At 74.7% G+C, this 12,972-nt stretch carries 9 protein-coding genes; 2 read left to right on the forward strand and 7 right to left on the reverse strand.

Annotated features, from left to right (window positions below; translation table 11 throughout):
* Positions 1-120: 120 nt before the first annotated feature.
* The 5 genes from SM418_RS20565 to SM418_RS20585 form a co-directional block, all read right to left on the reverse strand.
* A complete protein-coding gene (locus SM418_RS20565; protein ID WP_371942699.1) occupies positions 121-813 on the reverse strand; it encodes an ABC transporter ATP-binding protein in 693 nt (230 codons plus the stop codon).
* Positions 806-1,726, reverse strand: coding sequence for an ABC transporter ATP-binding protein (locus SM418_RS20570; protein ID WP_371942700.1), 921 nt, complete (start codon positions 1,724-1,726; stop codon positions 806-808). Before SM418_RS20570 ends, SM418_RS20565 begins: the two co-directional genes overlap by 8 nt.
* On the reverse strand, positions 1,723-4,287 hold the full coding sequence (locus tag SM418_RS20575) for an FtsX-like permease family protein (protein WP_371942701.1): 2,565 nt from the start codon (positions 4,285-4,287) through the stop codon (positions 1,723-1,725). The genes SM418_RS20570 and SM418_RS20575 overlap by 4 nt, the downstream gene beginning before the upstream one ends.
* Complete coding sequence (locus tag SM418_RS20580) at positions 4,284-7,580, reverse strand: FtsX-like permease family protein (protein WP_371942702.1); 3,297 nt, start codon at positions 7,578-7,580, stop codon at positions 4,284-4,286. The genes SM418_RS20575 and SM418_RS20580 overlap by 4 nt, the downstream gene beginning before the upstream one ends.
* A 1,173-nt stretch (positions 7,581-8,753) precedes the next feature.
* Positions 8,754-9,893, reverse strand: a complete 1,140-nt coding sequence (locus SM418_RS20585) for an AfsR/SARP family transcriptional regulator (RefSeq protein WP_371942703.1) — start codon at positions 9,891-9,893, stop codon at positions 8,754-8,756.
* A gap of 161 nt (positions 9,894-10,054) precedes the next feature.
* Between SM418_RS20585 and SM418_RS20590 the strand changes: the two genes are divergently transcribed.
* Positions 10,055-10,615, forward strand: coding sequence for a dihydrofolate reductase family protein (locus SM418_RS20590; RefSeq protein WP_371942704.1), 561 nt, complete (start codon positions 10,055-10,057; stop codon positions 10,613-10,615).
* A 1-nt stretch (position 10,616) separates the two neighbouring features.
* Here SM418_RS20590 and SM418_RS20595 read toward each other — a convergent pair whose 3' ends face one another.
* Positions 10,617-11,519, reverse strand: coding sequence for a Sco1979 family transcriptional regulator (locus SM418_RS20595; RefSeq protein WP_371942705.1), 903 nt, complete (start codon positions 11,517-11,519; stop codon positions 10,617-10,619).
* Positions 11,516-12,340, reverse strand: a complete 825-nt coding sequence (locus SM418_RS20600; protein WP_371942706.1) for an SAM-dependent methyltransferase — start codon at positions 12,338-12,340, stop codon at positions 11,516-11,518. The genes SM418_RS20595 and SM418_RS20600 overlap by 4 nt, the downstream gene beginning before the upstream one ends.
* Positions 12,341-12,610: 270 nt before the next feature.
* On the opposite strand from SM418_RS20600, the gene SM418_RS20605 reads away from it, so the two are divergent.
* Positions 12,611-12,964, forward strand: coding sequence for a YciI family protein (locus SM418_RS20605; protein ID WP_371942707.1), 354 nt, complete (start codon positions 12,611-12,613; stop codon positions 12,962-12,964).
* Positions 12,965-12,972: the final 8 nt, after the last annotated feature.

The following is a 12,972-nucleotide window of genomic DNA, read 5'->3' on the forward strand; positions in this document are numbered from 1 at the left end:
GAGAGTGTCAGTGGCGCTACTCAGCTTCCATATGAACAACGCCGAAGTCATCGCCCGTCAGCGGACGCAGGATCAGCCGCTCCGTCTCCACCACCGCCATGACGTTCCCGTTGGGTGACGTCAGGCGGGGACGGGGGTTTCGGTTATCACGCCGTCCTCCAGGTTCAGGACTCGGTCGGCTGAGGCGAGGAGGGTCTCGTCGTGGGTGGCGACCAGGACGGTCACGCCTTCGCTGGCCACCACTGCGTGAAGAAGGGGCATGATGGCGGCGGCCGTCTCGGAGTCGAGTTGGCCCGTGGGTTCGTCGGCGAGGAGCAGGCGCGGGCGGTTGGCCAGGGCTCGGGCTATCGCCACTCGCTGGCGCTGGCCGCCGGAGAGCTCGTAGGGGCGCTGGGCCGCGTGATCTGCCAGGCCCACGAGGGACAGCAGGACGCGTACCCGTTCGTCGCGTTCCTTCGGGTTCGTGCGGACCAGGCGGAGCGGGACCTCCACGTTCTCGGCGGCGGACAGGACCGGGATCAGTCCGTGGGACTGGAAGACGTAGCCGATGTGGTCGCGGCGCAGGGCGAGCAGGTCGTTCTCGGTCAGGGCGCCGACATCGCGGCCGTCGACGTGGACGGCGCCGCCGTCGGGGACGTCGAGGCCCCCGATCAGGTTGAGCAGGGTCGTCTTGCCCGAACCGGAGCGGCCTTTGATCGCGACGAGTTCGCCCGGGTCGGCGGTGAAGGACGCGCCGCGCAATGCCGGGACCTCGACCTTCCCGGTGCGGTAGGTGCGGGTCAGGTTCTCGACGGCCACCATCGGGTCAGTCATGCGTTTCCTCCCGGTCGGGCCAGACGCCGACATGATCGGCTCGCAGGGCGAGGCGGACGCGGTCGCGCATGTCGAGGGCCTCGGTGAACGCGGCGGGCAGCTGGACGCGGCCGGCGCGGTCCAGGAGGGCGTACTCCTCGGCGGTGCCGCCGCCGCGGCGGACCTCGACGCTGGTCCGGCCGTCGCGGATGCCCACGGTGCGGTCGACGCGTTCGGACACCTGCGCGTCGTGGGTGACGACGACGGTGGTGGTGCCGAGCTCCTCGTTGACGCGGCGGAGCGCGGCGAAGACGCCGGCGGCCGTGGCGGTGTCGAGTTCGCCGGTGGGCTCGTCGGCCAGGACGACCTGGGGTTCGTTGGCGACGGCGACGGCGAGCGCGATGCGCTGCTGCTGGCCGCCGGACAGTTCGGCGGGAGGCCGGTCCGCGCAGTCGCCGACGTCCAGCATGCCGAGCAGTTCGGCGGCGCGGGTGGCGCGGGCGCGGCGGGACCGCCCGGCGAACTTCATGGGCAGTTCGACGTTCTGCGCGGCGGTCAGGTACGGGAGGAGGTTGCGGGACGTCTGCTGCCAGATGAACCCGACCTGTTCGCGGCGGAAGCGCAGGCGTTCCCTGGACCCCATCGTGAGCAGGTCGGAGCCGGCGACGCGGGCCACGCCGGCGGTCGGCACGTCCAGCCCGGACAGGATGTTGAGGAGCGTCGACTTCCCGGAGCCGGACGCGCCCACGAGCGCGACGAGCTCGCCGGGGTCGATGAGCAGGTCGAGGCCCTGGAGGGCGACCACCTCGACGCCGTCCGTCTTGTAGATGCGGACGAGGTTGTCGCAGACGATGTGGGCGCCCTCGCCGTAGACGGGCCCGCGCTCGGCGGCGCGGCGTTCCAGTTCGGCGAGGTCGGGTGCTTCGGTCATCATTCCCCCGTTCTCAGGACGGTTCCGGGGCGGGCGTCGAAGAGGCGGTCGACGGCGACGGCCACGGCGGCGGCGAGCAGGAGGGCGCCGACGAGGCCGAGCAGCGCGGGCCAGCCGGGGACGTGGGCGGTGACGGCGAAGCCGTCGGTGTACGGGCGCAGGTCGACGACCGGGCCGGTGATCTCGGGCAGGAGGAGGCCGAGCACCCATCCGGCGCCGACCGCGCAGAGGAGGACCGGTGCGATCTCGACGAGGGCGAGGCCCCGGCTCTGCCGCCTGCTCAGCCCGAGGGCGCGCAGGTGGGCGACGGTCCCGGCGCGGGCGCGGGCGCCGACGACCAGGACGAGCAGCACCGCGAGCAGGCCGAACGCGCCGCCGATGAGCGCCCCGTCCCGGAACGTCTCGTGGACGACGATCACCATGGGCACGTCGGTCATGGCCCGCAGCGCGTCCTGCCGTAGCAGCACGTCGCGGCCGGGCGCGGCGGCGCGGAGGTCCTTGACGTCCGGGTGGCCGGTGACGAAGACCTGGGAGGCGAAGCCCTTCTCGCCCGCGATCAGCTTGTACGGGACGACGACGAACGCGGTGCCCGGTTCCTGGCCGGGGAGGTGCTCGATCTGCCCGGCGGGCTTGACGTCGATCGGCGACATCCCGGGACGGTTCAGGGTCACCGCGCCGGTGCCCATGGTGCGGGCGGCGAGCGGCGACAGGTAGACGCCCGAATGCGACGGGATACCCGGTACGGCGGGCGCGAGTTCCCGGTAGGCGTCGAGGTCCACGCCGACCACGGTCATCGGCGCCGGGTCCGACGAGGTCGACACGTAGGTGATCACCCGGGCCGGGAGGGCGCCGGTCACGCCGGGCAGCGAACGGATGCGGGCCAGCGCCGCGTCGTCCAGCGGCCCCGCCTCGATGCGCGCGTCGCCGCCGATCTCCGACCAGGACGCGCGCACCTGGCCGTCCCGCAGCGCCGTGTCGACGGTGGCGGTGAACCCGGCGACGGTTGCCGCCAGCAGCAGCACGACGAGCGGCAGCGCCCCCACGAGGTTCTGCCGCGCCGCGCGCGCGAGGCCGAGGAACCCGACCGCGCCGCTGCGCCGCCGCAGGGCCGGCACGGCGGCGCGCAGCAGGTACGGGTAGGCGCGCAGGACGATCACGCCGAGCGCCGCGCCGAGCAGCACGGGGACGGCGGCGACCAGCGGGTCCGTCCCGGCGGACGCGCCCCGCTCGCGCAGCAGCACGACGCCGATCAGCGCGAGCGCGACCAGCAGGACGTCCAGGACGAGCCGCCGCGTGGACGGCCGCCCGGCGACCAGGTCGTCGCGGCGGTCGGCGACCGGCCCGAGCCCGCCGCCGCGCTCTCGCCAGACCATGGCGGCGGGGACGAGCAGTGCGGCCACCGCCAGCGCGGCGATCGCGTAGAGAGAGACCGGCTGCGGCGGACCGGCGTCCAGCAGCCGTCCCGCCAGGTACCCGAGCAGCGCGGACGGGAGGACGGCGAGCGCGGTCAGCCCGCAGGCGGGGGCGGCGAGCTGCCGCAGCGACGCACCGCGCGCCCGCATGGTGCCGAGGACCGGGCGGAGCCGTTCGCCGAGCAGCCCGGCGGCGAGGAGCAGCACCCCGGCGGCGACGGCGGCCAGCCCGCCGAACGCCAGCCCGAGGACGGAGCGGGCGGTGTGCAGCCGCCCGGCGAACTCGGTCAGCCGGTCGTCGAGCGCGGTGACGACGACGCACGGGACGAACCCGGCGCGCCCCTGGACGGCGGAGCGGAACGCGCCGAGATCGCCGGCCATGGCGCCGGCGTCTCCGGCGTCCACGTCGCCGCCGCGGATCGGGAAGCGCCAGCTGAAGGTGAACTGCGTGTCGCTCTCGCGGGCGACCCGCGTGTATCCGCCGGCGTCCATCAGCGCGGTACCCGCGTCGGCCTGCCCCGCGTCGCCGCCCAGATCCACCTTCACCGCGTGCAGCTGGCCGGGGCGGGGCGTCCAGAACGGGTCGGCGGCGTTCAACGGTTCGTACAGTCCGGAGATCCGCACGGCGAGGCCGCCGAGGTCCATCCGGTCGCCCACCTTGTAGCCGAGCTGGCCGGCGAACTTCGCGGAGACCATGACCCGGATGTCGTCCCTCGTCTCGGCGGGCGGGTTGACCGCCGGGCCGCCGGCGACCACGCGGACGCGGCTCCACGAGCCGGGATCCCAGCCCAGGTACAGCAGCCGGGGCGCGGAGAACCGCCCGGGGACGGGCAGCCGCTCGGTGGTGACCGACGGCTCCGGATCCCCGGCGACCTCGGCCAGCGAGCGCGGCAGCAGCTGCTGCCAGGTGACCGTGTTGGTCGCCAGCGCGGCGTCGCTCGGGAGGGCCGCCCACGCCCGGCTGCCGGATGCCTTGCCGTCCACCCGCAGGTCGGCGGCGGGGCCGATGGCGGCGGCCGCGGCGCGGTCGTACCCGGCGGCCGTCCGGGACGGGACGGCGACCGCGAGCAGCGCCGACAGCAGCGACAGCACGGCCAGCGCGACGAGCGGCGCCCACTGCGCCCGTGCCAGCCGCATGGCGGAGCCTCTCATCGGTCCTCCCCCGCCCGCAGGCCGGCGCCGAGGTTCCGGCGGCGCAGCACCTGGATCACCGGCGGCAGCACGAGGCCGAGCACGGCCGCGACGCCGGCGAGCATGGCCAGCACCAGCGGCCACCGGACGACGAGCTCGGCGGGCGGGTACGGTTGCGCGGCCTGCACGCTCAGCACGATGTGCGGGACGACGAGCCGTGCCACGACGAGGCCGAGGAACGTCCCGCCGAGCAGGCCGAGCGCGACCAGGTACGCCTGCTCGATCGCGAGCATCCCGGCGACCTGCCGGGGATGGACGCCGAGGGCGCGCAGCACCGCGAACTCGCGGGTCCGCTCGCCCGCGGTCACCGCCGCGTTGACGACGAAGGCGATGACCGCGAAGGCGAGCGCCGCGCCGAAGCCGAGCACGAGCGCGCCCTGGAGCGCCGCGCCGAGCGGTGCGTCCCGGAGCTCGGCGCGCAGCTCGAACCGGTCGGCGGCGACCTCGCCCCAGGCGGGGTGCCGGCCGAGTTCCCGGACGGCGGGGGCGGTGCGCCCGCCGCGCACCGACGCCCACCATTCGCCGGGCACGATGCTCTCGTCGCCGGTGCCGTCGGCGGCGAGCCGGGTCCGGGTGAGGGTCGGCAGGTCGACGAGGACGCCCGGTTCGCCGGCCGGGACGCTCGGCAGCGCGGGCGCGATCCCCACGACCTTGACCGGCTGGTCGCCGTCGACGGTGTTCAGCGTGACGGTGCCGCCGACGCCGACCTTGGCGCGGTGCGCCGTCTCGTCGGTGATGACGCCCGGCACGACCGGCTGGAGGTCGGTGTTCTCCTCGCCGTGGGGCGGCGGCGCGGCCGTGCCCATGATCGCGTGGACGGTGGCGTCGTTCGCGCCCGCGGTGACGACGGCCCCGGCGGCCCGGTTCTCGGCGGGCGTGGCGGGGAGGGACAGTTCCAGCAGGGCGCCCCGCGCGTCCCGCACGCTCGGCTCGGGGCCCTTCTGGCCCTCCGCCGAGCGGGTGAACGCGTCCCAGCGGGCGCCTTCGGAGGGCCGGGCGTCCCCGGTGCCGTCGCCGCGCACGTTCGCGATCTTCAGGTCGAGCGGCCCCGAGAACGCGTTGTCGTCGTAGGCGTAGTGGAAGCCCTGAACCGACAGCGGGTAGGACGTCACCCCGTCCGGCCCGGCGAGGTCGGCGGCCGCCAGCGCGAGCGTGTGCTCCGCGCCGTCGGCGGGGAGGCCGGGCAGCGTCACCTGGCGGACCAGCCCGTGCGCGTCCGCGAGCGTCACCGCGATCTTGTACGTCGCGTCGGCGGGGGCCGCGGACTCCCGCGGCCCGCCCGTCCGGGTGAGCCGCAGGTCGAACAGCAGCCGCCGCGGCCTGCCCGGCACGGACAGGCCCGCGCCGGCGGGACGTGCCCTGGCGAGTTCGTCGAGCCGCAGTTCGCGCCGCAGCTCCGGCTGGACGCGCAGCAGCGGCTCGAGCGTCCCGGCGTCCGCCGCGAGCAGGGTCGCGGACTCGGTGCCGAGGGCGGCGTCCGCGCGCAGCACCGCGGTCGCCGCCGTGACGCCGGGCAGCGCGGCGAGCCGCCCGCCGCGGCCGAGCGAGGTCGGGCCTTCGCCGCCGACCGGGACGGCGAGCCGCAGGTCGGCGCCGCTCTGGAAGTCGGCCTGGTCGTTCTGCGACTTCCGCCAGGTCGCCATCGTCGTCACCGACAGCACCCCGACGGCCATCGCCATGACCAGCAGCAGGACGGGGCCCGCGTAGCGGAGCTGGCGTCTGCCGACCTGCCGGGTGCCGAGGACGGGGACGAGCCCGCGCCCCCGGGTCGCGACCCGCTCGGCGACGCGGGACGCCACGGGCACGACCCGCAGCAGCAGGACCCCGCCGGCGAGCAGCGCCAGCGCCGGGCCGGACACGATGAACGGGTCGATGCCGGACGTGCCGCCCCCGGCGCCGTCCGCACCGTCGGCCCCGTAGCGGGTGAGCTGCCAGATCGCGAGCCCGGCGACGAGGAGCAGCGCGAGGTCGACGCCGGATCCGCGCAGGCCGCCGCGGCCCTGCCGGCCCATCCCGGCCTGCGCCTCGACGAACGTGCGGTTCGCGCCGCGCAGTGTCGGGATCGTGAGGGCGGCCGCGCAGGCCAGCGCCGTCAGCACCGAGACGGCCCACAGCGTCGCGGGCGGCCCGGCGTCCAGCCGCAGCCCGGCGTCCCGCACCGCGGGGGCGTGCCCGGCGAGCCGCAGCAGCGGCCCGGCGAGCAGCGGCCCGAGCACCGCGGCGGGCAGCACGATCAGCAGTCCCTCGGCCAGGCCGAGCCGCGCGAGCTGCCGCATGCCCATGCCGCGGGTGCGCAGCAGCGCGACCTCCCCGCGCCGGTGGTCGGCCAGCAGCCGGGCGACGAGCAGCCAGGCGCACCCGGCGAGCAGGACGAGCTGGATCACCGGGATCAGCATGGTGGACCGTGCCACCAGCACGGCGCCGCGCAGCTGCCGGGTCAGTTCGGGGAGGTCGGTCACGACGGTGATCTGGCTCTGGCCGCCGGCCTGCTCGAAGGTGTCCGCGGCGCGGGAGACGCGGTCGCCGAGCGGCCCGAGATCGCCGGCGGCGACGCCGCGCAGGTCGGGCATGACGGTGAAGCGGGCGTCGGCGCTGGTGCCGGTGAACCTGGCGGCGAACACCTCGGGCGGCACCACGAACGGCCCGTACGTCGTGTAGTCGAGCCGTTCGACGCCGGTCGTGATGAGCCGGTCGTCCTGCCAGAAGTAGTGCCGCGGATCGGGGACGTCGAACAGCCCGACGACCCGGACCTTCACGACCGACTTCTTGTCGACGCGTCCGTGCAGGGTGAGGACGTCGCCGGCGCCGGCGTCCATGGCGCGGGCGGCGGCGGTGGACAGCACCGCCTCCACTTCTTCGCCGGAGGAGGCGGCGGGCCAGCGTCCCCCGGTCAGGCGCGCGTGCTTCTCGATGCCGGTGTAGGTCCCGAACGCGGTCAGGTCGGGGTGGTCGCTCTTCTCCTGCCCCGGGAGGGTGTAGGAGTCGCTGCGCACGCTCATCGAGGTCGTGAGCGGCACGTCCCGGTAGATCTGCTTGAGCCCCCGGCCGACCTTGCCCTGCACCTCGGTGAGGCCGTTCGCGGGGACGTGCGCGCCGATCGTCGTCCCGACAGAGGCGAACGTCGCGTCCGCGAGTGTGCGCCGCAGCCCCTCGCGGGTCACCGACCCGGTGTAGCCGACCAGGGCCGCGAGGACGGTGGTGGCGAACAGCGCGGTCGCGCACGCGGCCAGGACCAGCGTCCGATCGCCGGCCATCCGACTGAGCACGAGCCCCCGTCGCCCCACAGCCGACCATGATCAAATGCGGGCGGCGCCGCTAGCAAGGGTCCGCGATCGTTCTTTAGCGATCCGCAACGTTCTCGATATATGCGACAACTCACTCACTGGACCGCCAGACCGAGACGCTCTCGGGAGGAACGCGCTCCGCACGCCGGAGGATCTCCGCCGGATCGAGGGCCGCCCCCGCCTCGAACAGCTCCGCCCCGACCGCGTCTCTTGCACCGAACGCGTCCCCTGCACCGACCGCGTCCCCTGCACCGACAGCGCCCCTTGCACCGACAGCGTCCCGGACGCGCGCGGCGGCACGGTCGATGTCGTCCCGTTCCGCGGGACCGGCCGGTATCCCGGCGGCGTCCCGGACGGCCGCCGCCTTCCCGAGCGCCAGCGCCGCGTCCTCGGGCCGTGCGGCGAGGCCCAGCGCGGCGGCCAGCCCCTCCAGGGCGAACGCCAGATCACGCGGCGACTCCAGCCGGATCGCGACGGCCAGCGCGTCCCGCTGGTAGCCGAGCGCCGCCGCCGCGTCGCCGCGCGCCTCGGCCGCGAAACCGAGGCCGGTCTGGACCAGCGGCAGGTAGAGCGGCGGGAACTCCTCCGGTGACACCGCCGCCAGCATGCGGCCGAGGCGCTCCTCCGCGTCCTCCAGCCGGCCCTCGGCCCGCGCCACCAGCCCGAGGCCGAGGTCGGCGAACGCCACGGCCTGCGCGAACCCCTGCTCCGTCGCCACCCGCAGCGCCCGCCCGAACAGCCGCCGCGCGGACGCGCCGTCGCGGCGCAGGTAGGCGACCCAGCCGCGCCACGCCATCCGGACGGCGACGTCGGGCCACATGCGCAGCTCCTCCGCCATCCGCTGCCCGTCGCGGTGCAGCCGCTCCGCCCGGTCGTAGTCGCCGGTCAGCTCCGCCATGCCGCCGAGCCACTCCAGCGCCTGCAACCGGCCCCAGCGATCACCGGCCTCGCCGAACAGCGCGGCGGCGCGCTCGGCGTCGCGTTCCAGGGCGGCCGGGTCGCCGTGCGCGTGCGCGTGCTTGGCCCGCAAAATCAGCGCCGCCGCCTCGCCCCACCGGTCGCCGGCCGCGCGGAACGCGCCGAGCGCCTCCTCCAGCGTCGCCGCGCCGGCCCCGACGTCGTCCACCTCGAACTGGGCGAACATCAGGAACCACCGCGCCCACGCGGCCAGGCGCGCGTCGCCCGCCTCGTCCACGAGCCGCAGGGCCTCGTCGCGTCCGGCCGGCCAGTCCCCGGGGACGCCCTTGAGCACGGCCAGCCCCGCCCGCCACGCGAGCGCCCGCCCCCGCACCGCCGCCGGACCTCCGCCGGAGGCGAGCGCCGCGTCTTGCCGACGCCGCCCGGCCCGGTGAGCGTGACCAGCCGGTCGGTGCCGATCCGCGCGCGGACCTCCCGGACGGCCGCGTCCCGTCCGATCAGGTCGGTCAGCGGGACGGGCAGGTTCGACCGCCGCCGCGACGGCGGCGGCGGCACGTCAAGTCGCGGTCCGTCAAGTCGCGGCGCGTCCAGCGGCGAGGCGTCCGGTTGCGGCGCGTCCAGCCCGGGGTCCTGCCGCAGGACGGCCCGCTGGAGCTCGGCGAGCGCGGAGCCGGGGTCCAGGCCCAGCTCGTCCGCGAGCATCGTCCGGTACCTCTCGTAGGTCTCCAGCGCCTCGTTCTGCCGTCCCGCCCGGTACAGCGCCCGCATGTGCGCGGCCCGCAGCCGTTCCCGGAGCGGATGCGCCTCGACCGCGTCGCCGAGCTCCCCGGCCAGCACTCCGTGCTCGCCGAGGGCGAGCCGCACCTCGGCGTGCTCCTCCAGCGCGGTCAGCCGCAGCTCCGCGAGCCTCGCGACCGCCGCCCGCGCGAACGGGTCGTCGGCGAAGTCGGCGAGCGCGGGCCCGCGCCACAGCCCGAGCGCCTCCGCCAGCAGCGCCGCCCTCTCCTTCGGCTCCCCCGCCCGGCGCGCCCGCTGCACCAGGCCCTGGAACCGCCGGCCGTCCACCCGCTCGTCGCCGGCGCCGAGCAGGTACCCGGCCGGGCGCGACTCCACCAGCGCCCGCGCGCCCGGCTCGGCGTCCTCCAGGACCCGGCGCAGCTGCGACACCTTCGCCGACAGCGCCCCCATCGGGTTCCCGGGCGGCGCCTCGCCCCACAGGTCGTCGATCAGCCGGTCGGCGGGCACGGGGCGGCCCTCGTGCACCAGCAGGTCCGCCAGCAGCGCCCGCACCTTCAGGCCGGGCACCGCGACGAGCACGCCGCCGTCGGTCCAGACGGCGAGCGGCCCGAGCACCCCGAAACGCATGTCCCGACACTAAACGGACCGGCAGCCGGAGAGGCGCCGATCGCGGTCGCGGCTCCGGCTCCGGAGCCGCCGGAACGCGACCGTAAGGATTCCGTAAACGCGGTCGCGCAGAGTGGTTCCCGCAAGCGAGAACACCGACGATCGAACCCACGGAGGAGACCATGCGAAAGATCATCAACTCGACGTACGTGTCGCTCGACGGCGTCATCGAGAACCCGCAGAACTGGACGTCGGCGTATTTCCAGGACGAGGCCGCCGCCTACGCGCGGGACCTGCTCTTCTCCTGCGGCGCACTCCTCATGGGCCGCGCGACGTTCGACGGCTTCTCGCAGGCGTGGCCCTCGATGGAGGAGGCGACCGGCGACTTCGGCGTCCGGATGAACAACCTGCCCCACTACGTCGTGTCCGACTCCCTGAAGAAGCCGGGCTGGGGCGACACGACGGCGATCCCCCGGTCCGATGCCGTCGCCGAGATCACCCGGCTCAAGGAGCAGGACGGCCAGGACATCCTGCAGTACGGGTTCGGGGCGGTGTCGCGGACGCTCGTGGAGCACGGCCTCCTGGACGAGCTGCGCCTCTGGATCCACCCCGTGTTCGTCGGCCCCGCCGACCCGGAGGAACTGCTCACCCGCAAGGACTTCTCGGCGTCCTTCGAGCTGGCCGACACCAGGACCTTCAAGACCGGCGTCATCATCGCGACGTACGTCCCGGCGGCGAGGTAGCTCAGCGGCCGAGGACGCTCCGGAGGAAGTCCGGCGTGCGGGACGGGGGTTCGGCCTGGACGCCGAGGCGGTTCAGGGCGTCCCGGTACCGGGCGATGTCGGCCGTCCGGTCGGGGTAGAGGGCGCCGGTGAGCTGCTCCAGGTAGACGACGTCGGGCAGTTCGGGCTCGGCGAACCGCAGCAGCGTCACCGGGCCGCTCTCGCCCGCGTGGCCGCCGGAGGCGAACGGCATGACCTGCACGGTGACGTTCGGCTGCTCCGCCATCGCGATCAGGTGCTCGATCTGCGCGCGCATCGTCGCGGGGCCGCCGATGGCGCGGCGCACGACCGCCTCGTCCAGGACGGCCCACAGCTTCAGCGGGTCGCGGCGTTCGAACACGCGGCGGCGCTCCATGCGCAGTTCGACGCGCCGCTCGATCTCCTCCTTGGACGCGTCCGGGTGGCGGGCGCCGATGAGGGCGCGGGCGTACTCGGGCGTCTGGAGCAGTGCCGGGACGTCGTGGATCTCGTACACGCGGACGAGCACGGCCCCCTGCTCCAGCCCGAGGTAGGGCTCGAACCAGCCGGGCACGACGTCGCCGTACGCCTGCCACCAGCCGGGGGTGTTGGCGTGCTCGGCCAGTTCCAGCAGCGTCTCGCGGACACCGGGGCCGGTGACGCCGTAGAGGGTCAGGAGGTCGGCGACGTCGCGCTCCTTGAAGCCGACCCGGCCCAGCTCCATCCGGCTGATCTTGGAGTGCGACCCGCGGATCTCGTAGCCGGCGGCCTCGGTGGAGATCCCGGCGGCCTCGCGGTAGCGGCGCAGCTGGGCGCCGACCACCATCCGCAGCACGGTCGGCCCGGCGGCGCGCAGGTCCGGTGCGACGCGGCTCGGCCGGTCCAGGGGGCGTTCGCCGGGCCTCATGACGCCTTCACTGCCACGGCGCAGAACTCGTCCACCTCGTCCGGCTCAGCGAACGGTCCGGGCTCGGCGCGCCACCGCGACACCGGCACGAGTCCGGGCTCCAGGATCTCCAGCCCGGCGAAGAAGCCGCCGATCAGCTCGGGCGTCCGCAGGTGGTAGGGAGCGTCGCTCGCCTGGTTCCACATGTCGATGGCGGTCCGGAACGCCTCGCCGGTGATGACGTCGGTGCCGTCCGCGACCGCGAGGTGGCTGCCGGGCGGCAGGGCGTCCACCAGGCGCCGCACGATCGAGCGCGCCTCGCCGTAGTCGGCGATGTGGCCGAGGATGTTCAGCAGCATCAGCCCGACGGGACGGTCGAGGTCGAGCGTCCGGGCGGCCTCGGCGAGGATCCGGTCGGGGTCGCGCAGGTCGGCGTCGATGTAGCTGGTGACGCCCTCCGGCCTGCTGGTCAGCAGGGCGCGGGCGTGCGAGAGGACGAGCGGGTCCCTGTCGACGTACACGATGCGGGCGTCCGGGGCGGCGCGCTGCGCGACCTCGTGGGTGTTGTCGACGGTCGGCAGGCCGGTGCCGATGTCGAGGAACTGCCGGATCCTCGCGCTGCCCGCCATGTACCGGACGGCCCGGGAGAGGAAGGCCCGCGAGTGCCGGGCGATGTCCACGATCTGCGGGTAGACGGAGACGAACTGGTCGCCGGCGGCCCGGTCGACCGGGTAGTTGTCCTTGCCGCCGAGCCAGTAGTTCCAGATGCGCGCGGACTGCGGCACCGTGTCGTCGACGTCGGGTTCGAGCCGCGCGCCGGGATCCGGTGCTGGGTCTCCCACGAAAATCCTCCTCGGCGCGCAAGAAATCTACCTACCGGGAGAAGTTACTCGACAGTGGACATCTTGCCCACTGCCCTGAACATCCCGCTTTGTCGCGATCTGTGGGAACGTGCGGCACCGGCTCTCGCCCACCGGGCGCTGACCTGGCACTATTCCGTTCCACGAAAAAAATCGGAAAAAGCCGGGGCGGGATGTCGATCCGCTCCCCCCTCGTTCGACGCGTCAGCAGAGGCCGGGGATGACCCCGGACACCGACGAAGGAGACACCACATGCGGTTCCTCATGATGACGACCGACACCGGCGCCGACGACGCGCAGCCGGACGAGAAGCTCCAGCAGGAGATGGGCGAGTTCATCGCGGAGATGGCCAAGGCCGGAGTGCTCCTCGCGACCGGCGGGCTGGAGCCGTACGGCACCCGCATCACCTCGTCCGGCGGCAAGATCACCACCACCGACGGCCCGTTCGCCGAGTCGAAGGAGGGCGTCGTCGGGTTCGCGCTCATCGAGGCGCGCAGCCGGGAGGAGGCGATCGAGCTGTCCAAGCGGTTCTACGCGATCGTCGGGGACGGCGAGGGCGTCATCAAGCAGGTGTTCGGCCCGGAGGACCCCTTCCCCGGGCAGTGAACCCGCGC

Source organism: Actinomadura chokoriensis (genome assembly GCF_041463665.1).
In the GTDB taxonomy this organism is placed as follows: Bacteria; Actinomycetota; Actinomycetes; order Streptosporangiales; family Streptosporangiaceae; genus Spirillospora; species Spirillospora chokoriensis_A.